General features: G+C 70.7%; 21 protein-coding genes. 14 read left to right on the top strand and 7 right to left on the bottom strand.

All coding sequences use genetic code 11. The annotated features are described in order from the left end of the window. Positions 1-112: 112 nt before the first annotated feature. The gene (gene uvrA / locus ACWD11_RS04990; protein ID WP_451281335.1) at positions 113-3,157 is read left to right on the top strand and encodes an excinuclease ABC subunit UvrA; all 3,045 of its coding nucleotides are present in this window, start codon (positions 113-115) and stop codon (positions 3,155-3,157) included. Between the two features lie 422 nt (positions 3,158-3,579). Here the strand turns inward: uvrA and ACWD11_RS04985 are convergent, their stop codons facing one another. Together ACWD11_RS04985 and ACWD11_RS04980 are read right to left on the bottom strand one after the other, a co-directional pair. Then, positions 3,580-4,503: a carbohydrate kinase family protein gene (locus ACWD11_RS04985; RefSeq protein ID WP_389418697.1), complete on the bottom strand. Its 924-nt coding sequence runs from the start codon at positions 4,501-4,503 to the stop codon at positions 3,580-3,582. Beyond that, entirely contained in the window at positions 4,500-5,552 is a 1,053-nt protein-coding gene (locus tag ACWD11_RS04980) for a LacI family DNA-binding transcriptional regulator (RefSeq protein ID WP_451281333.1), read from the bottom strand. Before ACWD11_RS04980 ends, ACWD11_RS04985 begins: the two co-directional genes overlap by 4 nt. 199 nt (positions 5,553-5,751) lie before the next feature. Between ACWD11_RS04980 and ACWD11_RS04975 the strand changes: the two genes are divergently transcribed. Continuing rightward, a complete protein-coding gene (locus ACWD11_RS04975) occupies positions 5,752-6,180 on the top strand; it encodes a Rieske (2Fe-2S) protein (RefSeq protein ID WP_389418699.1) in 429 nt (142 codons plus the stop codon). Between the two features lie 34 nt (positions 6,181-6,214). On the opposite strand, the gene ACWD11_RS04970 is transcribed toward ACWD11_RS04975, so the two are convergent. Continuing rightward, entirely contained in the window at positions 6,215-7,204 is a 990-nt protein-coding gene (locus ACWD11_RS04970; protein ID WP_451281331.1) for a hypothetical protein, read from the bottom strand. A 201-nt stretch (positions 7,205-7,405) separates the two neighbouring features. Between ACWD11_RS04970 and uvrC the strand changes: the two genes are divergently transcribed. The 12 genes from uvrC to ACWD11_RS04910 all read left to right on the top strand — a co-directional run bounded on the left by uvrC (position 7,406) and on the right by ACWD11_RS04910 (position 22,533). After that, complete coding sequence (uvrC, locus tag ACWD11_RS04965) at positions 7,406-9,451, top strand: excinuclease ABC subunit UvrC (RefSeq protein ID WP_451281329.1); 2,046 nt, start codon at positions 7,406-7,408, stop codon at positions 9,449-9,451. Continuing rightward, the gene (gene rapZ, locus ACWD11_RS04960) at positions 9,448-10,449 is read left to right on the top strand and encodes an RNase adapter RapZ (RefSeq protein ID WP_389418703.1); all 1,002 of its coding nucleotides are present in this window, start codon (positions 9,448-9,450) and stop codon (positions 10,447-10,449) included. Before uvrC ends, rapZ begins: the two co-directional genes overlap by 4 nt. Further along, complete coding sequence (locus ACWD11_RS04955) at positions 10,446-11,513, top strand: gluconeogenesis factor YvcK family protein (protein WP_389418704.1); 1,068 nt, start codon at positions 10,446-10,448, stop codon at positions 11,511-11,513. Before rapZ ends, ACWD11_RS04955 begins: the two co-directional genes overlap by 4 nt. Further along, on the top strand, positions 11,504-12,493 hold the full coding sequence (gene whiA, locus ACWD11_RS04950; RefSeq protein WP_250070529.1) for a DNA-binding protein WhiA: 990 nt from the start codon (positions 11,504-11,506) through the stop codon (positions 12,491-12,493). The genes ACWD11_RS04955 and whiA overlap by 10 nt, the downstream gene beginning before the upstream one ends. Positions 12,494-12,662: 169 nt before the next feature. Then, positions 12,663-15,620 carry a M14 family zinc carboxypeptidase gene (locus ACWD11_RS04945; protein ID WP_451281327.1) on the top strand — a complete coding sequence of 986 codons (2,958 nt, stop codon included), beginning with the start codon at positions 12,663-12,665 and terminating at the stop codon, positions 15,618-15,620. 195 nt (positions 15,621-15,815) lie between these two features. Beyond that, positions 15,816-16,826, top strand: a complete 1,011-nt coding sequence (gene gap, locus ACWD11_RS04940) for a type I glyceraldehyde-3-phosphate dehydrogenase (protein WP_389418706.1) — start codon at positions 15,816-15,818, stop codon at positions 16,824-16,826. Positions 16,827-16,960: 134 nt separating this feature from the next. Then, positions 16,961-18,172 (top strand): phosphoglycerate kinase, encoded by a 1,212-nt coding sequence (locus ACWD11_RS04935; RefSeq protein WP_389418707.1) that lies wholly within the window; start codon positions 16,961-16,963, stop codon positions 18,170-18,172. 6 nt (positions 18,173-18,178) lie between these two features. Next, positions 18,179-18,955: a triose-phosphate isomerase gene (tpiA, locus tag ACWD11_RS04930; protein WP_389418708.1), complete on the top strand. Its 777-nt coding sequence runs from the start codon at positions 18,179-18,181 to the stop codon at positions 18,953-18,955. 102 nt (positions 18,956-19,057) lie between these two features. Continuing rightward, positions 19,058-19,288, top strand: a complete 231-nt coding sequence (secG, locus tag ACWD11_RS04925; RefSeq protein ID WP_105869397.1) for a preprotein translocase subunit SecG — start codon at positions 19,058-19,060, stop codon at positions 19,286-19,288. A gap of 199 nt (positions 19,289-19,487) precedes the next feature. Beyond that, a complete protein-coding gene (locus tag ACWD11_RS04920; protein ID WP_003957010.1) occupies positions 19,488-19,823 on the top strand; it encodes an RNA polymerase-binding protein RbpA in 336 nt (111 codons plus the stop codon). Positions 19,824-19,974: 151 nt separating this feature from the next. After that, on the top strand, positions 19,975-21,627 hold the full coding sequence (gene pgi / locus ACWD11_RS04915) for a glucose-6-phosphate isomerase (protein WP_451281324.1): 1,653 nt from the start codon (positions 19,975-19,977) through the stop codon (positions 21,625-21,627). Between the two features lie 84 nt (positions 21,628-21,711). Then, complete coding sequence (locus tag ACWD11_RS04910; protein WP_451281322.1) at positions 21,712-22,533, top strand: hypothetical protein; 822 nt, start codon at positions 21,712-21,714, stop codon at positions 22,531-22,533. Here ACWD11_RS04910 and ACWD11_RS04905 read toward each other — a convergent pair. Genes ACWD11_RS04905 through zwf form a run of 4 tightly spaced genes read right to left on the bottom strand, consistent with a single transcriptional unit; the run spans position 22,521 to position 26,331 of the window. Then, positions 22,521-22,907: a hypothetical protein gene (locus ACWD11_RS04905; protein ID WP_389418711.1), complete on the bottom strand. Its 387-nt coding sequence runs from the start codon at positions 22,905-22,907 to the stop codon at positions 22,521-22,523. The two genes, ACWD11_RS04910 and ACWD11_RS04905, sit on opposite strands and share 13 nt — an antisense overlap. A gap of 60 nt (positions 22,908-22,967) precedes the next feature. Further along, on the bottom strand, positions 22,968-23,750 hold the full coding sequence (pgl, locus tag ACWD11_RS04900) for a 6-phosphogluconolactonase (RefSeq protein ID WP_389418712.1): 783 nt from the start codon (positions 23,748-23,750) through the stop codon (positions 22,968-22,970). Continuing rightward, the gene (gene opcA, locus ACWD11_RS04895; protein WP_451281320.1) at positions 23,747-24,811 is read right to left on the bottom strand and encodes a glucose-6-phosphate dehydrogenase assembly protein OpcA; all 1,065 of its coding nucleotides are present in this window, start codon (positions 24,809-24,811) and stop codon (positions 23,747-23,749) included. The genes pgl and opcA overlap by 4 nt, the downstream gene beginning before the upstream one ends. After that, the gene (zwf, locus tag ACWD11_RS04890; RefSeq protein WP_389418714.1) at positions 24,808-26,331 is read right to left on the bottom strand and encodes a glucose-6-phosphate dehydrogenase; all 1,524 of its coding nucleotides are present in this window, start codon (positions 26,329-26,331) and stop codon (positions 24,808-24,810) included. Before zwf ends, opcA begins: the two co-directional genes overlap by 4 nt. Positions 26,332-26,333: the final 2 nt, after the last annotated feature.

The raw sequence follows: 26,333 nt of genomic DNA, 5'->3' as shown, positions 1-26,333 counted from the left end.
GGGATTGTTAACGCATCCAGGAATCCGACCGGCGTTGTCAGTGGCTCCCCCTAGTCTGGGAAAGACGGGGGCCTCGCCCCTGTCACTTCTCTCAAGAAAGGTGCGGACCGGCGTGGCCGACCGTCTCATCGTCCGTGGCGCGCGCGAGCACAACCTCAAGAATGTCTCGCTCGACCTGCCGCGCGACTCGCTCATCGTCTTCACGGGCCTGTCGGGGTCGGGCAAGTCCTCGCTGGCTTTCGACACCATTTTCGCGGAGGGCCAGCGGCGCTATGTGGAGTCGCTCTCCTCGTACGCCCGCCAGTTCCTCGGCCAGATGGACAAGCCCGACGTCGACTTCATCGAGGGCCTGTCGCCCGCGGTCTCCATCGACCAGAAGTCGACCTCGCGCAACCCGCGCTCCACGGTCGGCACCATCACCGAGGTCTACGACTATCTGCGCCTGCTCTTCGCGCGCATCGGCAAGCCGCACTGTCCCGAGTGCGGCCGCCCCATCGCCCGCCAGTCGCCGCAGGCCATCGTCGACAGGGTCCTGGAGCTGCCCGAGGGCAGCCGCTTCCAGGTGCTGTCCCCGCTGGTGCGCGAGCGCAAGGGCGAGTTCGTCGACCTCTTCGCCGACCTTCAGACCAAGGGCTACTCCCGCGCGCGGGTGGACGGCGAGACGATCCAGCTCTCCAGCCCGCCCACGCTGAAGAAGCAGGAGAAGCACACCATCGAGGTGGTCGTCGACCGCCTCACGGTGAAGGACACCGCCAAGCGCCGGCTCACCGACTCCGTGGAGACCGCCCTCGGCCTGTCCGGCGGCATGGTCGTGCTCGACTTCGTCGACCTCCCCGAGGACGACCCCGAGCGCGAGCGCATGTTCTCGGAGCACCTGTACTGCACGTACGACGACCTCTCCTTCGAGGAGCTGGAGCCGCGCTCCTTCTCCTTCAACTCGCCCTTCGGCGCCTGCCCCGAGTGCACCGGCATCGGCACGCGCATGGAGGTCGACCCCGAGCTGATCGTCCCGGACGAGGACAAGAGCCTCGACGAGGGCGCCATCCATCCCTGGTCCCACGGGCACACCAAGGACTACTTCGGCCGGCTGATCAGCGCCCTCGCGGACGCCCTGGGATTCCGGACCGACATCCCCTTCGCGGGGCTCCCGCAGCGCGCGAAGAAGGCGCTGCTGTACGGGCACAAGACACAGATCGAGGTCCGGTACCGCAACCGGTACGGCCGGGAGCGCGTGTACACCACGCCCTTCGAGGGCGCCGTCCCGTTCGTCAAGCGCCGGCACGGCGAATCCGAGTCCGACGCCAGCCGGGAGCGCTTCGAGGGCTATATGCGCGAGGTGCCCTGCCCCACCTGTGAGGGCACGCGCCTGAAGCCGATCGTCCTCGCGGTCACCGTGATGGAGAAGTCGATCGCCGAGGTCGCCGCGATGTCCATCAGCGACTGCGCGGACTTCCTGGGCAAGCTGAAGCTCAACGCCCGCGACAAGAAGATCGCCGAGCGCGTGCTGAAGGAGGTCAACGAGAGGCTCAGGTTCCTGGTCGACGTCGGCCTGGACTACCTCTCGCTGAACCGCGCGGCCGGCACCCTCTCCGGCGGCGAGGCCCAGCGCATCCGCCTGGCCACCCAGATCGGCTCCGGCCTCGTCGGTGTGCTGTACGTCCTCGACGAGCCGTCCATCGGTCTGCACCAGCGCGACAACCACCGGCTGATCGAGACCCTGGTCCGGCTGCGCGACATGGGCAACACGCTCATCGTCGTGGAGCACGACGAGGACACCATCAAGGTCGCCGACTGGATCGTCGACATCGGCCCCGGCGCGGGCGAGCACGGCGGCAAGGTCGTGCACAGCGGCTCGCTGAAGGAACTGCTCGCCAACACCGAGTCGCAGACCGGCCAGTACCTCGCGGGCAAGAAGGCCATCCCGCTGCCCGACATCCGGCGTCCGCAGGACCCGTCCCGCCGGCTCACGGTGCACGGCGCCCGGGAGAACAACCTCCAGGACATCGACGTGTCCTTCCCGCTGGGCCTGTTCACCGCCGTCACCGGCGTGTCCGGCTCCGGCAAGTCGACGCTGGTCAACGACATCCTGTACACGCACCTGGCGCGCGAGCTCAACGGCGCCCGCAGCGTTCCGGGGCGGCACACGCGCGTGGAGGGCGACGACCTCGTCGACAAGGTCGTGCACGTCGACCAGTCGCCCATCGGCCGCACCCCGCGGTCCAACCCGGCGACGTACACCGGCGTCTTCGACCACGTCCGCAAGCTGTTCGCCGAGACCACCGAGGCGAAGGTCCGCGGTTACATGCCGGGCCGGTTCTCCTTCAACGTCAAGGGCGGCCGCTGCGAGAACTGCGCGGGCGACGGCACCATCAAGATCGAGATGAACTTCCTCCCGGACGTCTACGTCCCGTGCGAGGTCTGCCACGGCGCCCGGTACAACCGGGAGACCCTGGAGGTCCACTACAAGGGCAAGAACATCGCCGAGATCCTGAACATGCCGATCGAGGAGGCCATGGACTTCTTCGAGGCCGTCCCGGCGATCAACCGCCACCTCAGGACGCTCAACGACGTCGGTCTCGGCTACGTCCGCCTCGGCCAGTCCGCGACCACCCTGTCCGGCGGTGAGGCCCAGCGCGTGAAGCTCGCCAGTGAGCTCCAGAAGCGTTCCACCGGCCGTACGGTCTACGTTCTCGACGAGCCGACCACCGGTCTGCACTTCGAGGACATCAGCAAGCTGCTGAAGGTCCTGTCCGGCCTGGTCGAGAAGGGCAACACGGTCATCGTCATCGAGCACAACCTCGATGTGATCAAGACCGCGGACTGGGTCGTCGACATGGGCCCCGAGGGCGGCGCCGGCGGCGGCCTGGTCGTCGCCGAGGGCACGCCCGAGGAGGTCGCCGCGGTCCCGGCCAGCCACACCGGCAAGTTCCTGCGGGAGATCCTCGGCGCCGACCGGATCAGCGACGCGTCCTCCGTGCGGGCCCCGCGCAGGGCGGCGGCGAAGAAGACGGTCGCGGCCAAGTCGGTGGCGAAGAAGACGGCCACCGCCCGGACCACCAAGTCCACGGCCGCCGACGGCACGGCCGCCAAGAAGGCCGCCGGAGCCACCAAGAAGGCGGCACCGGCGAAGAAGGCGACCCGGGCCCGCAAGGCCTGAGCCCGTCCGACCCCACCCGGCCACGCGCCCCCGCGGAATCCTCCCGCGGGGGCGCGCCGCGTCTCGGCTTGCGCCGACTGGGGGGTGTGCCGTGTCGGTCGGTGGCGTCCGGGGTGGGTGTGCCGTCTCTGCGGGTGTCGGGCGCGGGGCGTGCCGTGTTTCGGCTGACGTCGGCTGGGGGTGTGCCGTGTCGGTCGGTGGCGTCCGGGGTGGGTGTGCCGTCTCTGCGGGTGTCGGCTGAGGAGCGTGCCGTGTCTCGACTGGCGTCGACTGGGGGGCGCTCCGCGTTTCGACTGACGTCGGCGGCGGGGCGCGCTGACCCTCTTCAGGCGTCGGCTGGAAGTGCGCCGAGCCTCTTCCTGCGTCGACCGCGAGAGCGCGCCGAGCCTCTTCCTGCGTCGACCGCGGAAGCGCGCCGCGTCTCAGCCGGCGTCCGGCACCCCGTCCAGTTCGGAGGCGTACGGCGGTTCCGCGCCCGCGCGCGAGCAGGTGATCGCCGCCGCGCGGGCCGCGAACCGCAGCAGGCCCGTCCAGTCGTCCGCGCCGAGCCCCGTCAGCGCCCGAGGAGACAGCGCGCCGCGGACGGCCAGCCCGTGCAGCAGGGCCGCGTTCACCGTGTCCCCGGCCCCGATCGTGTCCACGACGTCGACCTTCTCGCCCGGCACCGCGTGCTCCCCGCCGTCCCGGGTGAAGACGGTGAGCCCGTCACCGCCACGGGTGACCACCACGGCCGCGGGGCCCTCGGCCAGCCACTCGCGCGGGGTGCCGCCGAGCCACTCGGCGTCCTCCGCGGACAGCTTGAGCAGCGACACCGACGGCAGCCAGCCGCGGAACCGGGCCCGGTAGGCGTCCGGGTCGGGGATCAGCCCCGGGCGGATGTTCGGGTCGAGGGCGGTGAACACACCCTGCGCGGCGGCCGCCCGCATCAGCTCCTCGTAGGCGGTGGCGCCCGGCTCCAGGACGAGCGAGCAGGTCCCGAAGGACACCGCGCGCGTGCCCTGCGGCAGCGCGGCGGGCGCGGTGAACAGCCGGTCGGCGGTGCCGTCGACGTAGAAGGAGTAGGCGGCCGAACCTCCCTCGTCGACGGTGGCGACCGCGAGCGTCGTCGGCTCGGGTCCGCGCTGGACGGCCGACACATCCACCCCGTCCCGCCGCAGCCCGTCCAGCAGGGCCTCGCCGAAGGCGTCGAAGGACGTGCGGGAGCAGAAGGCGGTGGGGGAGCCGAGGCGGCCGAGGGCGACGGCCGTGTTGAAGGGGCCGCCGCCGAGCGCCGGCCGCAGGCTCGCCAGGGCGCCCGTGCCCTGCGGCACGAGGTCGATCAGTGCCTCACCGGCGACGACGATCACGAGGCGGTTCCTTTCGGCAGGTGCGGGAGGTCCGGCGGCTGCTCGGGGCAGCCGCACGAGGTGCGGTGGACGAAGGCGCAGTCGAGCCGCACGGTCCGGGCGGGCCGGTCCGGCTCGGCGAGCCGGTCCAGCAGAACCCGTACGGCCTGGGCGCCGAGCTCCTTGCTGGGCTGGGCGATCGCGGTGAGCCGGGGTGAGAACAGGTCGGCCCAGGCGAAGTCGTCGAAGCAGCACAGGGCGATGTCGTCGGGCACGGACAGGCCGCGCTCGCGCAGGGCGCGCAGGGCGCCGATGGTCATCGCGTTGTTGGCGGTCACCAGGGCCGTGGGCGGCGCGGCGAGGTCCAGCAGGGCGGCGGTCGCGCGTTCGCCGCCGGGGGACTCGGAGTCGCCGTGCGCGATCAGGCGCTCGTCGTGGGCGAGACCGGCGTACGCCAGACCGTGCCGGTAGCCGGTGATCCGCTCGCTGGTGGTGCTGAGCCCGGGGCGCCCCGCGACCAGGCCGATCCGCCGGTGACCCAGCTCCGCGAGATGGGTGACCAGCCGGGTCGTGGGTTCGGCGCCCGCCGCGCACACCTGGTCGAAGTGCGGCGCGGCCCCGTCGTCGACCAGCCGGTCGAGGAACACCGTCGGGACGTCGTGCCGCCGCAGATAAGCCAGCAGCTCGCGCGGGTCCGCGGACGGCGCGACGATCATGCCGTCCACCCGCCGCTCGTGCAGCAGATGCACGACCTTGCACTCGTGGCCGGGGTCGTCGTGCGGGTCGGCGATGAGCAGGCTGTAACCGTGCTCCAGGGCACCCGCCTCGACGCCCTGCAGGATCTCCGTGAAGTAGGGGTTGCTGATCGCCGACACCGCGAGGCCGATGGACCGGGTGCGCGCGGTCACCAGGGAGCGGGCCAGGGAGTTCGGGGTGTAGCCGAGCCGGTCGATGGCGTCCAGGACGGCCTGCCGGGTGTGGGGGAGCACCGGGCGGGTGTCGTTGAGCACATGCGAGACGGTCGCCACGGAGACACCCGCGTCACGGGCCACGTCGGCCATCGTCGGCATCGGGTTCCTCTCCCTCCGGGCGCTGCTCTCGCTGCTTCTGGCCGGGAAGGTATCCCATTCAGCGGCAGACGTAAACGCTTGCGCAAGCGTTTACGTCACGGGTATCGCCGTCCCTCGTCTCCGCTCGCCCCGCCGCCGGGCCCGCCCTCCCCGGCCGGGTATCGTCGCCCTGCCCGCCCTCTGACCAGTGGAGCCCCCTATGCCCGGCCGCCCGACCCCGACCCGTCGTACCGTCCTGCGCGGAGCGGCCCTCACCCCAGTCGCCGGGCTCGGCCTGGCCGCCTGCTCACCGGGCGGCGGGACGACGGACGCCGAGCCGAGCGCGCCCGTCGACCTCGGCGCGGAGAGCGAGGTCCCCAAGGGCGGCGCGAAGCTGTACCGCGAGCACAAGGTGGTCGTCAGCCGGGACGCGAACGGCGCCCTGAAGGCGTACAGCACGATCTGCACGCACGCGTTGTGCCCCATCAACAAGCTGGACGGGACGAAGCTCGTCTGCCCCTGCCACGGCAGCGAGTTCGACGCCACGAGCGGCGAGGTGCTGCACGAGCCGGCGAGCGCGCCGCTGAAGGAGCTGCCGGTACGGGCCGAGGGCGGCCGGATCGTGGCGGGCCCGGCCCCCACCGCCTAGCCGGGGGCCGGCCGGGGCTCTCGCCCCGGCCCGCTCACTCCGCCCAGTCCCAGCCGATCCCCACGATCCCCGTCCGCAGCCGGGGCTCGACGAGGTGGACCGAATGGTGCCGCGGGCTGAGCGGGAGCTCCTGACGCCCGCTGCGCGGGGCCGCGGCCGAGTGCTGGGCGAACCGGTGGCAGCGCACCGGCGGACAGTGCTCGTCGAAGCGGATCTGCAGTGCGTACTGGCCGCCCGGGACGCCGAACCCGCGCGCGTACTCGTGGGACACCCCGGCGGTGCCGTCCTCGACGCCGTACCGGAAGAGGAAGGTGTCGCCGGAGCGCAGGCGGGTGTCGAAGAGCAGCTCGGCGACGAGGACGCCGGTGTCGTGGTGATACCGGACGCGGCCCGTGCGGCAGTTCTCCAGGGCCTGCACGCGCATGAGGTCCGGCGTGCAGCCGGGGTCGCCGTGGTACACGGCCGTGCAGCGGTCGACGCCGTCCCGGTGGGCGCGCACGATGTGGTGCGCCTCGCGGCCCGCCAGTTCCCGCCGCGCGCCGATCCGCACCCGCTCGTGCAGCCCCAGGGTGTGCAGCCCGCCGTCGACCGGCGCGTCCAGCTCGGCCAGCAGCCCCGCCAGGACGCCGTCGGCCTCGACCAGGGAGCGGTAGGAGCGGACCGCGGGCCGCCCCGCGGCCGGCTCGTCGCCCTCCGCCAGCAGCCGGATCAGCGACTCCTCCGGCAGCTGGAGGATCTCCTCCAGCGCCCGCACCGCACGCAGCGACTCGGGGCGCTGCGGCCGGCGGGCGCCCTGCTGCCAGTAACTGAGGCTGGTGACGCCGACCTTGACCCCGTAGCGCGACAGATGGTGCTGCACGCGCTGGAGCGGCAGCCCGCGCGCGGCGATGGCGGCGCGCAGGGCGACGTGGAAGGGGCCGCCGCTGAGCACCGCGTCCAGGGCCGGGTCCGCGTGCGTGACCCCGGCCACGTCCGGCACCGCGGTGACGGCGGCGACGTCCGCCTGCTGAGTGGCGTGCGGCATGCGGGGGCCTTTCTGGGCAGCGTTCACGACGGCTGGTCGGACCGTTCGCGCGGGCGGCAGAGGCCGGGCCCGAGTTCCCCCGCATTGAAGCGTGTTGACCAAGCCCCGACAACACCTGATGCCCAACCGTGCCCATGGCGGTCCGTCGGCGTTGTCCACAGCCTCGTCGCGCTGTCACCCCTCGCCAGTAGGGTGTGAAACATGGCCGACCCCTCCAGCTACCGCCCCAGGCCGGGACAGATCCCGGACTCCCCCGGGGTCTACAGGTTCCGTGACGAGCACCGCAGGGTGATCTACGTCGGAAAGGCGAAGAGCCTGCGCCAGCGCCTGGCGAACTACTTCCAGGACCTGGCGGGCCTGCACCCCCGCACCCGCACCATGGTCACCACGGCGGCGTCCGTGGAGTGGACGGTGGTGTCCACGGAGGTGGAGGCGCTCCAGCTGGAGTACTCCTGGATCAAGGAGTACGACCCCCGGTTCAACGTCAAGTACCGCGACGACAAGAGCTACCCCTACCTCGCGGTGACGATGAGCGAACAGTTCCCGCGGGTGCAGGTGATGCGCGGTCACAAGAAGAAGGGCGTGCGCTATTTCGGGCCGTACGCCCACGCGTGGGCGATCCGCGACACCGTGGATCTGCTGCTGCGCGTCTTCCCGGTGCGCACCTGCTCCGCCGGGGTCTTCAAGAACGCCGCCCGCACCGACCGCCCCTGTCTGCTCGGCTACATCGGCAAGTGCTCAGCGCCCTGCGTCGGCCGGGTCTCGCCCGAGGAGCACCGCGAACTGGCCGACGAGTTCTGCGACTTCATGGCCGGCCGCACGGGCACGTATCTGCGCCGGCTGGAGAAGCAGATGGTCCAGGCGGCCGACGAGATGGAATACGAGCGGGCCGCGCGTCTGCGCGACGACATCGGGGCCCTGAAGAAGGCCATGGAGAAGAACGCGGTCGTGCTGGCCGACGCGACCGACGCCGACCTGATCGCCGTCGCCGAGGACGAGCTGGAAGCCGCCGTGCAGATCTTCCACGTCCGCGGCGGACGCGTGCGCGGCCAGCGCGGCTGGGTCACCGACAAGGTCGAGGAGATCACCACCGGCGCCCTCGTCGAGCACGCCCTCCAGCAGCTCTACGGCGAGGAGAGCGGGGACTCCGTGCCCAAGGAGGTCCTCGTCCCGGCCCTGCCCGACCCGGTGGAGCCGGTCCAGGAGTGGCTCACCGAGCGCCGCGGGTCGTCCGTCTCGCTGCGCATCCCGCAGCGCGGCGACAAGAAGGCGCTGATGGAGACCGTCGCGCGCAACGCTCTTCAGGCCCTCGGACTGCACAAGACCAAGCGCGCCTCCGACCTGACCACACGCTCGCGCGCCCTGGAGGAGATCGCCGACGCCCTGGGCCTGGACAGCGCCCCGCTGCGGATCGAGTGCTACGACATCTCCCACCTCCAGGGCGAGGACGTCGTGGCCTCCATGGTCGTCTTCGAGGACGGCCTCCAGCGCAAGGGCGAGTACCGCCGCTTCCAGATCAAGGGCTTCGCGGGACAGGACGACGTCCGGTCCATGCACGAGGTGATCTCCCGCCGCTTCAAGCGGTACCTGGCCGAGAAGGAGCGGACGGGGGAGTGGGCCGAGGGGGAGGACGCCCTCACCGAGGACGACGGCCGCCCCAGGAAGTTCGCCTACCCGCCCCAGCTCGTCGTCGTCGACGGCGGGCAGCCCCAGGTCGCCGCCGCCAAGCGGGCCCTGGACGAGCTGGGCATCGACGACATCGCCGTGTGCGGCCTGGCCAAGCGCCTGGAGGAGGTCTGGGTGCCCGGGGAGGACGACCCGGTGGTCCTGCCGCGCACCAGCGAGGGCCTGTATCTGCTCCAGCGCATCCGTGACGAGGCCCACCGCTTCGCCATCACCTACCAGCGCACCAAGCGCGCCCAGCGCTTCCGGTCCAGCCCCCTGGACGACGTACCGGGCCTCGGCGAGACCCGCAAGCAGGCGCTGATCAAGCACTTCGGTTCGGTGAAACGGCTGCGATCGGCGACAATCGACCAGATCTGTGAAGTTCCGGGCATAGGTCGTAAAACGGCCGAGACCATTGCCGCGGCCTTCGCCCAGGCGGCCCCGGCCGCGCCCGCCGTGAACACGGCGACTGGAGAGATCATGGAAGACACCGAGGACGGGGCGCCCGAGACGACCGCGGGCACCCCGGGGGAGCCCGTGACCGCGGGCACCCCGGACGAACGACGGGGGCAGGAGACATGACCGAGCAGGAGAAGCCCACAGCGGAGCGAGATCAGGCCCACATGGAATCGGGCGATGATCGGACCCCGCAGCAGACACCCCAGGAGAACGGAGCACAGGTGAGTACGGCCGGCGACACCGCCGCGGTCCCCGAGGCCACCATCCCCGAGCTGGTGATCATCTCCGGCATGTCCGGAGCCGGCCGCTCGACCGCCGCGAAGTGTCTGGAGGACCTCGGCTGGTTCGTCGTCGACAACCTGCCGCCGGCGCTGATCCCCACCATGGTGGAGCTCGGCGCCCGCTCCCAGGGCAATGTCGCCCGGATCGCGGTCGTCGTCGACGTCCGCGGGCGCCGCTTCTTCGACAACCTCCGCGAGTCGCTCGCCGACCTCGACACCCGTGGCGTCACCCGGCGGATCGTCTTCCTGGAGTCCTCCGACGAGGCGCTGGTACGCCGCTTCGAGTCGGTGCGCCGCCCGCACCCGCTCCAGGGCGACGGCCGGATCGTCGACGGCATCGCCGCCGAGCGCGAGCTGCTGCGCGAGCTGCGCGGCGACGCCGACCTGGTGATCGACACCTCCAGCCTGAACGTGCACGAGCTGCGCGCCAAGATGGACGCCCAGTTCGCGGGCGAGGAGGAGCCCGAGCTGCGGGCCACCGTGATGTCCTTCGGCTTCAAGTACGGCCTGCCCGTCGACGCCGACCTGGTCGTCGACATGCGGTTCCTGCCGAACCCGCACTGGGTCCCGGAACTGCGGCCGTACACCGGTCTGAACGAGGAGGTGTCGGCGTACGTCTTCAACCAGCCCGGCGCCAAGGAGTTCCTCGACCGGTACACCGAGCTGCTGCAGCTGATTGCCGCAGGCTACCGTCGTGAGGGCAAACGCTATGTGACCATCGCGGTCGGCTGCACCGGAGGCAAGCACCGTTCGGTGGCCACCTCGGAGAAGCTCGCCGCACGGCTCGCCGCGCAGGGTGTGGAGACAGTGGTCGTCCACCGGGACATGGGACGCGAATGACAGGACGTACTCCGCGGCTGATCAGGGTCGGCCGGGTGGTGCCGGAAGGACGGATCGGCCGGCCCGTCGAGGCCCGTGGCGGCCGACCGCGCCGCCGGGGCACCCAGCCCAAGGTCGTCGCCCTCGGCGGCGGCATGGGGCTGTCCGCCTCGCTCGCCGCGCTGCGCCGGATCACCGGTGACCTGACCGCCGTCGTCACCGTCGCCGACGACGGCGGCTCCAGCGGGCGGCTGCGCGACGAGCTGGGGGTGCTGCCACCCGGCGATCTGCGCAAGGCGCTGGCCGCGCTGTGCGGCGACGACGACTGGGGCCAGACCTGGTCGCGGGTGATCCAGCACCGCTTCGCCTCCCAGGGCGACCTGCACGACCACGCGGTCGGCAATCTGCTCATCGTCGCCCTGTGGGAACAGCTCGGCGACCATGTCCAGGCCCTGGACCTGGTCGGCAAGCTGCTCGGCGCGCACGGGCGCGTGCTGCCCATGTCCGCCGTACCCCTGGAGCTGCAGGCCCTGGTCAAGGGGCACGACCCGGAGCGGCCCGAGGACGTGGACACCGTGCGCGGCCAGGCCACCGTCGCCCTCACCCCCGGTGAGGTGCAGTCCGTGCACCTGGTGCCGCTCGACCCGCCCGCCGTCCCCGAGGCCGTCGAGGCCGTGCGGGACGCGGACTGGGTGGTGCTGGGCCCGGGGTCCTGGTTCTCCTCGGTCATCCCGCATCTGCTGGTGCCCCAGCTGCTGGACGCGCTGACGGAGACGAAGGCCCGCCGGGTGCTCTCGCTGAACCTCGCCCCCCAGCCCGGAGAAACCGAAGGCTTCTCCCCGCAGCGTCATTTGGAGGTTTTGGGACGACACGCCCCTAAACTCGCCCTGGACGTGGTGCTGGCCGACGAGGCAGCCGTGCCCGACCGCGAGGTGCTGACCGAGGCCGCCAAGCGGCTCGGGGCCGCGGTCGAGCTGGCTCCGGTCGCACGGGGGGACGGATCTCCACGGCACGACCCGGAGCTGCTGGCCGCCGCGTACGACCGTATTTTTCGGATGCATGGAAGGATCGGCCCATGGCGATGACGGCAGCGGTGAAGGACGAGATCTCCCGGCTCCCCGTCACCCGGACCTGCTGCAGGAAGGCGGAGGTCTCCGCCATTCTGCGGTTCGCCGGCGGCCTTCACCTGGTCAGCGGGCGCATCGTGATCGAGGCGGAGCTGGACACCGCGATGGCGGCCCGCCGGCTCAAGCGGGACATCCTGGAGATCTTCGGCCACAGCTCCGAACTGATCGTGATGGCACCGGGCGGACTGCGCCGCGGCTCGCGCTACGTCGTGCGCGTGGTCGCCGGCGGGGACCAGCTGGCCCGGCAGACCGGCCTGGTCGACGGACGGGGCCGCCCGATCCGGGGGCTGCCCCCGCAGGTCGTCTCCGGCGCCACCTGTGACGCGGAGGCCGCCTGGCGCGGCGCCTTCCTGGCGCACGGCTCGCTCACCGAGCCCGGCCGCTCCTCCTCCCTGGAGGTGACCTGCCCGGGCCCCGAGGCCGCGCTCGCGCTCGTCGGCGCCGCCCGCCGGCTGTCCATCGCCGCCAAGGCCCGTGAGGTGCGCGGGGTGGACCGGGTCGTCGTCCGCGACGGCGACGCGATCGGCGCCCTGCTCACCCGGCTCGGCGCCCATGAGTCGGTGCTGGCCTGGGAGGAGCGCCGGATGCGCCGCGAGGTCCGCGCCACGGCGAACCGCCTCGCCAACTTCGACGACGCCAACCTGCGCCGCTCCGCGCGGGCGGCCGTCGCCGCCGGTGCCCGCGTCCAGCGCGCCCTGGAGATCCTCGGTGAGGAGGTCCCCGAGCACCTCGCCGCCGCCGGCCGGCTGCGCATGGAGCACAAGCAGGCCTCCCTGGAGGAGCTCGGCGCGCTCGCCGACCCGCCGCTGACCAAGGACGCCGTCGCCGGCCGCATCCGCCGGCTGCTCGCGATGGCCGACAAGCGCGCCCAGGATCTCGGCATCCCCGGCACCGAGTCCAGCATCACCGAGGAGATGGCCGACAACCTCGTGGGCTGACGCCCCGCTCGACACGCCGGTGACCGCGCCCCAACGGGCGACGGTCACCGGCGTTTTCGGGTGCTCGACACACCCCTGACTCGATCATGAGGCACCCTTGACTCGATCATGAAGTGTCATGAGCCTGGCATCTGTTCGCTGACGTGGCGAACCCACGCAAGGGGGGTTCATGAGACACAGAGCGAGATCGATCCTCGCTGTCGGCGCGCTCCTGATCGGCGGAGCGAGCATCGCACCCATCGCCCAGGCACAGAACGGCAGTTCGGACGCACCGGACGCCGACGAGGTCAAGGTCTTCCGCGCCGAGGTCACCAAGAAGCAGATCCCGCTGCTGCTGGCCGCCGGGCAGGACGGCCACGAACTCAGTGAGCAGGCGCCCGAGAAGGGCACCGCCACCATCGAGGTCTACCTCACCGACCAGCAGGCCGAGAAGCTGGAGAAACAGGGCGTCGAACTCACCGAGCACACCCTGTCCGCCAAGGCCGAGCGGCGCGTCGAGGCGGCTGCCGAGGGCGTCTACCGGCCCTACAGCGGCAGCGGCGGCCTGAAGGAGGAGATCCTCCGCGCCGGGCAGGAGAACCCCGGCCTCACCAAGGTCGTCTCCCTCGGCAAGACCGTCCAGGGCCAGGACATCCTGGCGCTGAAGCTCACCAAGAACGCCAAGAAGTCCAAGGACGGCGCCAAGCCCTCCGTGCTCTACATGTCCAACCAGCACGCGCGGGAGTGGATCACCCCGGAGATGACCCGGCGGCTGATGCACCACTACCTGGACAACTACCGGACCGACAAGCGGATCAAGAAGATCGTCGACACCACCGAGCTGTGGTTCGTGATCTCGGCCAACCCCGACGGCTACGACCACACCTTCGAGGAGGCGGGCGACCGCCTGTGGCGCAAGAACATGCGGGACGTCAACGGCGACGGCACCATCAGCACCGGCGACGGCGTCGACCTGAACCGCAACTTCGCCTACAAGTGGGGCTACGACGACGAGGGTTCGTCCCCGAACCCCACCAGCCAGACCTACCGCGGTGACGCCCCCGGCTCCGAACCCGAGACCAAGGCGATCGACGCCCTCCAGAAGCGCATCGGCTTCGAACTCGGCATCAACTACCACTCGGCCGCCGAACTCATCCTCTACGGCGTCGGCTGGCAGGTGGCCACGCACACCCCCGACGACGTGATGTACAAGGCGCTCGCGGGCACCCCCGAGAACCCCGCCGTCCCGGGCTACCACCCGCAGGTCTCCTCCGAGCTGTACACCACCAACGGCGAGGCGGACGGACACGCCGCCAACGTCAACGGCCTGGCGATGTTCACGCCCGAGATGTCGACCTGCCAGACCGTCTCGAACGTCGACCCGAACGACGCCTGGCTGCCCGGCGACTGCCAGTCCATCTTCAACTTCCCGGACGACGAGAAGCTGATCCAGCAGGAGTTCGCCAAGAACGTCCCGTTCGCGCTCTCCGTCGCCGAGTCCGCCGCCCACCCGGACCGGCCGTCCTCCTCGGTCGGCCTGAAGGCCGCCGACTTCACCCCGGCGCCGTTCACCACGTCCTACTCCCGCGGCGCCGACCAGGAGGTCTCCGTCGTCGCCCGCAAGTCCGTGCGCGACAAGGAGCTCAAGTACCGCGTCAACGGCGGCCGTACGCACGACATGGCGCTGCGGCCGTGGAAGGGCGGCGAGACCTACGGCGGTGAGGACAACCTCTACTTCGACGAGTACCGGGCCAAGGTCGCCGACGGCGATGCCGGGGACAAGGTCGAGGTGTGGTTCACCGGCGAGACCAGGAGCGGAAAGCCGGTCTCCAGTGAGCGCTTCACCTACACCGTGGCCGAACGCCCGCGCGCGGACATCCTGGTCGTAGCCGAGGAGGGCGCGGCCGCCACCCAGGCGCAGCTCTACGTCGACGCGCTCAAGGCCAACGGCCGCAAGGCCGCCGTCTGGGACGTGGCCACCCAGGGCGCGCCCGACGCGCTCGGCGTGCTCGGCCACTTCGACACCGTCGTCCACTACACGGGCGCCGGCGTCCCGGGCAACGCCACCCAGCTCCAGCTGCGCGCCTTCCTCAACGAGGGCGGCAGGCTGATCGAGGCCGGCGAACAGGCCGGCGGCAGCGTCGACCTCGGCGGCGGCAACCTGTCCAACGACTTCAGCCAGTACTACCTGGGCGCCTACAGCCGTACGTCCCTTCCCGGGGCCACCGCCTTCGAGGGCGCCGGTGAACTCGCGGGCACCAAGGGCACGCTGGCCGGGGCGCCGGGCAACCCGCTGAACGCGGCCGGTTCCTACAGCGTGACCTCCGAGACCCTGCCCGTGGACCGGTTCCCGCAGTTCGCGAGCGCCGGAGCGGGCCGCTACCCGGGCACCGTCAACCCCTACGGCCCCTTCGAGGGCAGCTCCATGGCGGCCGTCACGCACAGCGACTACGCCTGGAACCGCCTGACCCGCACCATCGACCTGACCTCGGTGACCGCCGCGCAGGCACCCACCCTGCGCACCCGCATGCTGTGGAGCACCGAGCCGGGCTACGACCACGCGGTCCTGGAGGCCCGTACGGCGGGCGGCGACGACTGGACGACGCTGCCGGAGCAGGGCGGCGCGACCGGCACCGCGGTGCCCGAGGAGTGCTCGGCCGGGTACTTCATCCAGGCCCACCCCGCGCTCGAGCGGTATCTGACGCTCGCCGACGGCGCCTGCACGCCGACCGGCACCAGCGGCTCCTGGAACAGCTTCACCGGGGCGTCGGCCGGCTGGCAGGAGGTCTCCTTCGACCTGTCCGCCTACGCGGGCCGGACCGTCGAGGTCTCGCTCGGCTACATCAGTGACCCCGGCTCCGGTGGCCGAGGCGTCCTCGTCGACAACGCCTCGGTCGTGATCGGCGGCACCGCCGTCGAGACCGAGGGCTTCGAGACGTCGCTCGGCGCCTGGCGCGTCCCGGGTCCGCCCGCGGGCAGCCCCGCGGTCGTCAAGGACTGGGCGCGGGTCGGCCGGCTCTTCCAGACGTACGGCGCGGTCACCACGGACGACACCGTGCTGCTGGGCTTCGGCCTGGAGCACGTCGTCGCCCCGGCCGACCGTGCGGCCCTGATCCGCAAGGCCCTCACCTCTCTCGACACTCCGTGATCGCACGATGACGGGGCGATAGCACGAACGGGCGGTCCGTACCCCTACTGGCGGGTACGGACCGCCTGCCCGTGTATGGGGCATCTCGATGTCACCTCGGGGGCCGCAGAGAGGTAGGGTCGTAGGCGGTCGGGGACATCCCAAATACAGCTCGCCGGCACCGCATGGCCGGCGTACCAACGAGGAGATCGGTTCGTGACGATCCGCGTAGGCATCAACGGCTTCGGTCGTATCGGTCGCAACTACTTCCGCGCACTGCTGGAGCAGGGTGCTGACATCGAGATCGTGGCTGTCAACGACCTGGGTGACACCGCTACCACCGCGCATCTGCTGAAGTACGACACGATTCTGGGCCGCCTCAAGCAGGAGGTCACCCACACCGCCGACACGATCACGGTCGACGGTCACACCATCAAGGTCCTGTCCGAGCGCAATCCCGCCGACATCCCGTGGGGCGAGCTCGGCGTCGACATCGTCATCGAGTCGACGGGCATCTTCACGAAGAAGGCCGACGCCGAGAAGCACATCGCCGGCGGCGCCAAGAAGGTCCTCATCTCGGCTCCGGCCTCGGGCGAGGACATCACCATCGTGATGGGCGTCAACCAGGACAAGTACGACGCGGCCAACCACCACGTCATCTCCAACGCCTCCTGCACCACCAACTGTGTGGCGCCGATGGCCAAGGTCCTCGACGAGAACTTCGGCATCGTCAAGGGCCTGATGACGACGGTGCACGCGTACACCAACGACCAGCGCATCCTGGACTTCCCGCACAAGGACCTGCGCCGCGCCCGCGCCGCCGCCGAGAACATCATCCCGACCACGACGGGTGCCGCCAAGGCCACCGCTCTGGTCCTGCCGCAGCTCAAGGGCAAGCTCGACGGCATCGCGATGCGCGTCCCGGTTCCCACCGGTTCCGCCACCGACCTGGTGGTCGAGCTCCAGCGTGAGGTCACCAAGGACGAGGTCAACGCCGCGTTCAAGAAGGCCGCCGACGACGGCGACCTGAAGGGCTACCTGTTCTACACCGAGGACGAGATCGTCTCCTCTGACATCGTCAGTGACCCGGCCTCCTGCACCTTCGACTCCTCCATGACCATGGTCCAGGAGGGCAAGACGGTGAAGATCCTCGGCTGGTACGACAACGAGTGGGGCTACTCCAACCGCCTCGTCGACCTCACGGTCTTCGTCGGCAACCAGCTCTGATCCCCGGAGCAGGCACTTCGATGTGACAGCAGGGCTCGGGCGGCGCAGGGACGCGCCGCCCGGGCCCTGTGTCACGTACCGACCGGCCCTCTTAGGATCACGAGCATCACGAACACTTCTCGGGAGCCCTCTCAATGAAGACGATCGACGAACTCCTCGCCGAAGGCGTCACCGGCAAGCGGGTCTTCGTCCGCGCCGACCTCAACGTGCCGCTGGACGGCGCCACGATCACCGACGACGGCCGCATCCGCGCCGTCCTGCCCACCGTCAAGGCCCTCGCCGAGGCGGGCGCCCGGGTGGTCGTGGCCTCCCACCTGGGCCGCCCCAAGGGCGCCCCGGACCCCGCCTTCTCGCTCGCCCCGGCCGCCGCCCGGCTCGGTGAACTCCTCGGCGTGGAGGTGGCGTTCGCGACCGACACCGTCGGCGAGTCCGCCCAGGCCGTCGTCGCGGGCCTCGCCGACGGCCGCGTCGCCGTCATCGAGAACCTGCGCTTCAACGCCGGCGAGACCGCCAAGGACGACGCCGAGCGCGCCGCCTTCGCCGACCGGCTGGCCGCCCTCGCGGACGTCTACGTCGGCGACGGCTTCGGCGCCGTGCACCGCAAGCACGCCTCCGTGTTCGACCTCCCGGGCAAGCTGCCGCACTACGCCGGCCACCTCATCGCCACCGAGGTCGGCGTCCTGAAGAAGCTCACCGACGACCTCCAGCGCCCGTACGTGGTCGCGCTCGGCGGCGCCAAGGTCTCCGACAAGCTCGCCGTCATCGACCAGCTGCTCGGCAAGGCCGACCGCATCCTCATCGGCGGCGGCATGGCGTACACCTTCCTCAAGGCCAAGGGGTACGAGGTCGGCGGCTCCCTCCTCCAGGAGGACCAGGTCCCGGCCGTGCGGGAGTACATCGAGCGCGCGGAGGAGAACGGCGTCGAGCTGGTCCTCCCCGTCGACGTCCTCGTCGCCGGCGAGTTCCCGGACCTGAAGGCCAAGGCCCCGACCCACCCCACGACCGTCGCCGCGGACGCCGTCCCCGCCGACCAGCAGGGCCTGGACATCGGTCCGGAGACCCGCAAGCTGTACGCCTCGAAGCTCGCCGACGCGGCCACCGTCTTCTGGAACGGCCCCATGGGCGTCTTCGAGCACCCCGACTACGCCGAGGGCACCAAGTCGGTCGCCCAGGCGCTCATCGACTCCCCGGCCTTCACGGTCGTCGGCGGCGGCGACTCCGCGGCCGCCGTCCGCACCCTGGGCTTCGACGAGACCGCATTCGGCCACATCTCGACCGGCGGCGGCGCCTCCCTCGAATACCTCGAGGGCAAGACGCTCCCCGGCCTCGCCGCACTGGAGGACTGACCCTCAATGAGCACCCGTACGCCGCTGATGGCGGGCAACTGGAAGATGAACCTCAACCACCTCGAGGCCATCGCCCACGTCCAGAAGCTCGCCTTCGCCCTGGCCGACAAGGACTACGAGGCCGTAGAGGTCGCCGTCCTGCCGCCCTTCACCGACCTGCGCTCCGTGCAGACCCTGGTCGACGGCGACAAACTGAAGATCAAGTACGGCGCCCAGGACCTGTCCGCCCAGGACTCCGGCGCCTACACCGGCGAGATCTCCGGTGCGATGCTGGCCAAGCTGAAGTGCACGTACGTGGCCGTCGGCCACTCCGAGCGCCGCCAGTACCACGACGAGACCGACGAGATCGTCAACGCCAAGGTCAAGGCCGCCTACAAGCACGGCCTGACCCCGATCCTGTGCGTCGGCGAGGAGCTGGACGTCCGCGAGGCGGGCAACCACGTCAGCCACACCCTCGCCCAGGTCGAGGGCGGTCTGAAGGACCTCCCGGCCGAGCAGGCCGAGACCGTCGTGATCGCCTACGAGCCCGTGTGGGCCATCGGCACCGGCAAGGTCTGCGGCGCCGAGGACGCCCAGGAGGTCTGCGCCGCCATCCGCGCCAAGCTCGCCGAGCTGTACACCCAGGAGCTGGCCGACAAGGTCCGCATCCAGTACGGCGGCTCGGTCAAGTCCGGCAACGTCGCCGAGATCATGGCGCAGGCCGACATCGACGGCGCGCTGGTCGGCGGCGCCTCGCTCGATGCCGACGAGTTCGTCAAGATCGTGCGCTTCCGCGACCAGTAAGTATGCGGTAGCGGCGATCCGTCGTACCCTTGCGGGGGCACAGCCCGGTGGCTGTGCCCCTGTCGTCCATCCAGATCCGAGGAAGTTGGTCCAGCCGTGGTTATGGGGTTCTCGATCGCCCTGATCGTGTTCAGCGGTCTGCTGATGCTGCTGGTGCTGATGCACAAGGGCAAGGGCGGCGGCCTCTCCGACATGTTCGGTGGCGGCATGCAGTCGTCCGTCGGCGGCTCCTCGGTCGCCGAGCGCAACCTCGACCGGATCACCGTCGTGGTCGGTCTGCTCTGGTTCGCGTGCATTGTCGTGCTCGCCCTTCTGATGAAGGTGAACAACTGACCGGCACGCACAATCCGTACGTAAGGCCCCATGTTCGGTACGCGCAGCTGAGCGCCGCCTATCATGGGGCTTGCGTCTAGATGTGGGAGCTGTAACTCCAACCACTGGACGCGCGTTGGGCCTTACGTAGACTGAGGCGCTCGCAACGAAGCGAAACGCCGACTCGCTTCGCGGCACCATCACGCAGGGAGTTACGACCGTGGCAAGTGGCAACGCGATCCGAGGAAGCCGGGTCGGGGCGGGGCCGATGGGCGAGGCCGAGCGTGGCGAGTCCGCGCCCCGGCTGCGCATCTCCTTCTGGTGCTCCAACGGGCACGAGACCCAGCCCAGCTTCGCCAGCGACGCGCAGGTTCCCGACACCTGGGACTGCCCGCGCTGCGGCTTCCCCGCAGGGCAGGACCGGGACAACCCGCCGGACCCGCCGCGCACCGAGCCGTACAAGACGCACCTGGCGTATGTACGGGAGCGGCGCAGCGACGCGGACGGCGAGGCGATTCTCGCCGAGGCGCTCGCCAAACTGCGCGGCGAGATCTAGGAGTCGATGAACGGCCAGGCACCGGACGGTGCCTGGCCGAAGCTGTTTCACGGCCGCCTTCTTCGTCCTGTCGTTCCTCGCGCTCATACCTGTGCTGATCAATTAGGTTGGGAACAGCGGGGACAGGTACGAAAGAAGGCTGAAGTCCGAGATGAACCAAGACGGCCGTACCAGGCTCAACCAGACGCCCGAGTGGACCGCTCTGGCCAAGCATCGCGAGGAACTCGGCGAGCTCGCCCTGCGCGAGATCTTCGCCGCCGACCCCGGCCGCGGCACCGGCTACACGCTCCAGGTCGGCGATCTGTACATCGACTACTCCAAGCACCTCGTCACCGACGAGACGCTGCGCCTGCTGCGTGAGCTGGCCGCCGCCACCGACGTGTTCGGGCTGCGCGACGCCATGTTCCGCGGCGAGAAGATCAACGTCACCGAGGACCGGGCGGTACTGCACACCGCGCTGCGCGCCCCGCGGGACGCGGTCATCGAGGTCGACGGGGAGAACGTGGTGCCGGGTGTGCACGCGGTCCTCGACCGGATGAGCGACTTCGCCGACCGGGTCCGCTCCGGCGCCTGGACCGGGCACACCGGCAAGCGCATCAGGAACGTCGTCAACGTCGGCATCGGCGGCTCCGACCTCGGCCCGGCGATGGCGTACGAGGTGCTGCGCGCGTTCACCGACCGCGAGCTGACGGTCCGGTTCGTGTCCAATGTCGACGGCGCCGACCTGCACGAGGCCACCCGCGACCTGGACGCGGCGGAGACGCTGTTCGTCATCGCCTCGAAGACCTTCACCACCATCGAGACGATCACCAACGCCACCTCGGCGCGCAACTGGCTGCTGGGCGAGCTGAACGCCGGGCAGGAAGCGGTCGCCAAGCACTTCGTGGCGCTGTCGACGAACACCGAGAAGGTGGCGGAGTTCGGCATCGACACCGCGAACATGTTCGAGTTCTGGGACTGGGTCGGCGGACGCTACTCCTACGACTCGGCGATCGGCCTCTCCCTGATGATCGCCATCGGCCCGGACCGCTTCCGCGAGATGCTCGACGGCTTCCGGCTGGTCGACGAGCACTTCAGGACCGCCCCCGCCGAGTCCAATGTGCCGCTGCTGCTGGGCCTGCTGGGCATCTGGTACGGCAACTTCCATGACGCGCAGTCGCATGCCGTGCTGCCCTACAGCCACTACCTGTCCAGGTTCACCGCCTACCTCCAGCAGCTCGACATGGAGTCCAACGGCAAGTACGTCGGCCGGGACGGGCGACCCGTGGACTGGCAGACCGGGCCGGTGGTGTGGGGCACGCCCGGCACCAACGGGCAGCACGCCTACTACCAGCTGATCCACCAGGGCACCAAGCTGATCCCGGCCGACTTCATCGGCTTCGCCGAGCCGGTCGCCGAACTGAGCGAGGAACTGAAGGCGCAGCACGACCTGTTGATGGCGAACTTCTTCGCCCAGACCCAGGCGCTGGCCTTCGGCAAGACTCCCGAGGAGGTGCGTGCGGAGGGGGTGCCGGAAGAACTGGTCAGCCACAAGACCTTCCAGGGCAACCACCCGACCACCACGATCCTCGCCCGTGAACTGACCCCGTCGGTGCTCGGCCAGCTGATCGCCCTCTACGAGCACAAGGTGTTCGTCCAGGGCGCGGTGTGGAACATCGACTCCTTCGACCAGTGGGGCGTCGAACTCGGCAAGGTCCTCGCCAAGCGCGTCGAGCCCGCCCTCACCGAGGGCGCCGACGTCCCCGGTCTGGACGCCTCCTCCCGGGCACTGGTCGCCAAGTACCGGGAACTGCGCGGACGGTGAGCCGGAAAGCGGGCGGCGAAGCGCCGCCCGCTTCCACTAGACTCCCCCGACGATCAAGGAGACGATCACTCGGGGGAGTGCAAGTTGACCAGTCCTCAGGGGAGTTGGACCGGCGGCACGCTGACCGCGCGGGACTTTCTGAAGCCGCAGCGGGTGGCGCGGGCGATGTTCCACCCGCGGTGGATACCGGCCTCGCTCGATGCGTCCGTCGAGACCCTGAAGCGGATCAGGATCATCGCCGGGGCGGTCGCGGCGGTGGGCGTCTACACCTTCGTCGAGGGCGGGTTCGCATTCGACGAGATCCTGGAGAACGCGCTGACCGCGTCCGCGGTGCTGCTGCTGATCACGCCGCTCACGGTCGGCGTGATGCTCTACCGCTGGCGGCGCGCGGGCAACTGGCGGCTGGTGCGGCAGCCGTTGATGAACTCGCTGAAGCTGCTGTTGCTGTTCATCGGCTCGGTCGTCACGACGGTGCTGCTGTTCCAGCTGTCCACGGCGATCGGGGGCCTCGCGATGCTGCCGGTCGGCCTCGCGGCGCTGTGGATGACCGGCTTCGTCGCCGCGGGCGCCTTCCGGATCTCCGGCAACTTCTTCGGCACGGCCGCGGTGCACCGGTGTCTGCCGCCGCTGCTCGCCACGGTGACGACCTGGCTGATGGCCCTTCCCGATCTCCTCACGGGTGATCTGCACGGCCTCGGCCTGGCGATGGGCATCCTGTTCATCCTGGGGGCGCCGGTGACTGTCACGAGCATCGCGCTGCTGGAGATGGGGCGGCTGAAGCGGTACTACGGCATACGGCTGGACGCGCATCCGGCGACCCTGCCCACGGTGATTCCGCCGATGCCGTCGGATCCGCCGCCGTACGTTCCTCAGCAGGGCCATCCGTACGGGCCCTACGGGGTGTGACGGCCGTCGGGGTGCGTCAGGCCACGGCGCTCAAGGTGTCCGTCAGCCGGCGCCGGGCGGCCCGAGCCGCCGGAAGCGCGGCGAGCGGCCCCGATGCCGCTCGAACTGCCCTGGGCGTCGATCAGCCACCGCCCGAGCGGCGCCCCCAGGGCCGTGCCGACGACCACCGCGGCCAAGCCGTGCAGGCCGTCGAACTGGGCGGAGTTGTCTGGCTGGACTTCACCGCCGGCGGGGGAGGGCAACAGGGCAAGGTCGACCAGTGGGAGAGTGGGCTGCCCGAGATCACCGTCGAGGCGGTGCGCGAAGGACGCACCGCCGCAGGTGCCGGTGGTGGTCTTCTTCGCCTTCCAGCGGCACTTCGTGCAGGGCGTCATGGCCGGGTCGGTGAAGTAGCAGGAGCGGTGGGGGAGTTGCCTCCCCCACCGCTCTTCGTCCTACGCGGACGCCGGCGGGTACAGCGACCGCGGGAGCCGGCCGGCCGCCGCCGTGTCCAGCAGCCACAGGGTGCGCTGCCTGCCGTGCGCGCCCGCCGCCGGGGCCTGGACCTCGCCCGCGCCCGACAGGGCGATGGCCGCGGCCTGGGCCTTGTCCTCGCCGGCCGCCAGCAGCCACACCTCACGGGCCGCCCGGATCGCCGGGAGGGTGAGGGTGATCCGGGTCGGCGGGGGCTTGGGCGCGCCGTGCACGCCGACCACCGTCCGCTCGGTCTCGCGGACCGCCGGCAGCTCCGGGAACAGCGACGCCACATGCGTGTCCGGCCCGACGCCCAGCATCAGGACGTCGAACGTCGGAACCGCGCCGTGGTTCTCGGGGCCTGCCGCGCGGGCCAGTTCGGCGGCGTAGGCGGCCGCCGCCGCGTCCGCGTCGGCGCCGTACGGGCCGTCCGAGGCGGGCATGGCGTGCACCCGCTCGGGGGCAAGGGGCACCGAGTCCAGCAGGGCCTCGCGGGCCTGCGTGACATTGCGCTCCGGATCCCCCTCGGGCAGGAACCGCTCGTCGCCCCACCACAGGTCCAGGCGCCCCCAGTCGATGGCGTCCCGGGCCGGGGCCGCCGCCAGCGCGGCCAGCACGCCGTTGCCGTTGCGGCCCCCGGTGAGGACCACCGACGCGGAGCCCCGGGAGGTCTGGGCGTCCACGATCTTCGTGATCAGCCGGGCCGCCGCGGCCTGCGCCATCAGCTCCTTGTCGTGGTGCACGACCAGCTGCGGAGTGCTCACTTCGCCGTCGCCTTCTTCGCGGGGGCCTTCTTCGCCGGAGCCTTCTTCGCGGCCTTCTTGGCGGGGGCCTTCGCGGCCTCCTCCACGGGCGTCTCCACCGCGACGGGCCCCTCTTCGGCCACCGCCTTTTCGGCCTCCGCGTTCAGCCGCTCCACCCCGAACTTCAGCGCCGAGGCGTAGGTGTCGTCCGGGTCGAGCCGCCGCAGCTCCTCCGCGATCAGCTCGGCCGTGTCCCGCCGCTTCAACGCCACGGCACGGTCGGGCTGGCCCTCGATGGACAGCGTCGCCAGCGAGCCGTCCGCCCGGTCCAGCACGATCGGACCGCAGTCGGTGGCCATCCGTACCGCCGTCAGACCGGGGCCCGCCGACAGCGACCGCTTCACGGGGACGTCGAGCCGGTCCGCGAGCCACATCGCCAGCAGCTCACAGCTCGGGTTGAACTCCTCGCCCTCCACCTCGACGCCCTTGACCTCGCAGGTGACCTGGTCCAGCGCCGCGGCCAGCATCGAGCGCCAGGGCGTGATGCGGGTCCACGACAGGTCCGTGTCGCCGGGGGTGTAGGCGCCGGCCCGGGCCTCAAGGTCCCGTACCGGCTGCTCGGAGGCGTAGGTGTCGGTCACCCGGCGCTGGGCCAGGGCGCCCAGCGGGTCGCTGGCCGGGTCCAGCGGCGCGTCCACCGGCCACCAGACCACCACCGGCGCGTCCGGCAGCAGCAGCGGCAGGACCACCGACTGGGCGTGGCCGACGACATCGCCGTACAGCCGCAGCACGATCGTCTCGCCGGTGCCCGCGTCCGCGCCCACCCGCACCTCGGCGTCCAGCCGGGACTTCGTGCGGTCCCGGGGGGAACGCGAGACGCGCTTGATGACCACGAGCGTGCGCGAGGGATGCTCGCGCGAGGCGTCGTTGGCGGCCTTGAGCGCGTCGTACGCGTTCTCCTCGTCCGTCACGATGACCAGCGTGAGCACCATGCCCACGGCAGGCGTGCCGATGGCCCGGCGGCTCTGGACGAGGGCCTTGTTTATCTTGCTGGCCGTGGTGTCCGTCAGGTCTGTCTTCATGGCCGGCGCCAGCTCCGTCCGTCTCGCTCGAGCATCTCGTCCGCCTCGACGGGCCCCCAGGTACCGGCGGGGTACTGGGCCGGAGTGCCGTTCTTGTCCCAGTACTCCTCGATCGGGTCGAGAATCTTCCAGGACAGCTCGACCTCCTCCGTGCGCGGGAAGAGGTTCGAGTCGCCGAGCAGGACGTCCAGGATGAGGCGCTCGTACGCCTCCGGGCTGGACTCCGTGAACGACTCGCCGTAGGCGAAGTCCATGGACACGTCCCGGATCTCCATGGAGGTGCCGGGCACCTTGGAGCCAAAGCGGACCGTGACGCCCTCGTCCGGCTGGACGCGGATCACGATCGCGTTCTTGCCCAGCTCCTCCGTCGCCGTGTGGTCGAAGGGGGAGTGCGGCGCCCGCTGGAACACCACCGCGATCTCGGTGACCCGGCGGCCGAGGCGCTTTCCGGTGCGCAGGTAGAAGGGGACGCCCGCCCAGCGGCGGTTGTCGACCTCCAGCTTGACCGCGGCGTAGGTGTCGGTCTTCGACTTGGCGTCGATGCCCTCCTCCTGGAGGTAGCCGACCGCCTTCGCACCGCCCTGCCAGCCGGCCGCGTACTGCGCGAACACGGTGTCCCGGCCCAGGTCCTTCGGCAGCCGTACGGCACCGAGCACCTTGGTCTTCTCGGCGGCCAGCGCGTCCGCGTCGAAGGAGGCGGGCTCCTCCATGGCCGTCAGGGCCATCAGCTGGAGCAGGTGGTTCTGGATGACGTCACGGGCGGCGCCGATGCCGTCGTAGTAGCCCGCCCGGCCGCCGATGCCGATGTCCTCGGCCATCGTGATCTGCACATGGTCCACGAAGGACCGGTTCCAGATCGGCTCGAACATCGTGTTGGCGAAGCGCAGCGCCAGGATGTTCTGGACGGTCTCCTTGCCCAGGTAGTGGTCGATGCGGAAGACCTGGTCCGGGGCGAAGACCTCGTGCACGACCTTGTTGAGCTCCTCGGCCGACTTCAGGTCGTGGCCGAAGGGCTTCTCGATGACCGCGCGGCGCCAGGAGCCGCCCGTCTGGTCGGCGAGACCGTGCTTCTTCAGCTGCTGGATGACCACCGGGAAGGAGCGCGGCGGCACCGACAGGTAGAAGGCGAAGTTGCCGCCCGTGCCCTGCTGCTTGTCCAGCTCCTGGATGGTGTCGCGCAGCCGCTCGAAGGCGTCGTCGTCGTCGAACGTGCCCTGGACGAACCGCATGCCCTGGATGAGCTGGTGCCAGACCTCCTCGCGGAAGGGGGTCCGGGCGTGCTCCTTGACCGCGTCGTGGACCTCCTGGGCGAAGTCCTCGTGCTGCCACTCACGCCGGGCGAAACCGACCAGCGAGAAGCCCGGCGGCAGCAGACCCCGGTTCGCGAGGTCGTACACGGCGGGCATGAGCTTCTTTCGTGACAAATCGCCCGTGACGCCGAAGATGACCAGGCCCGACGGCCCCGCGATACGCGGGAGCCGTCGGTCGGCGGGGTCACGCAGCGGGTTGCTGCTCGACAAGA

Source organism: Streptomyces sp. NPDC002776, from assembly GCF_053592195.1.
The sequence above is the reverse complement of the archived record's forward strand: the minus strand, read 5'-3'. Positions and strand labels throughout refer to the sequence as shown.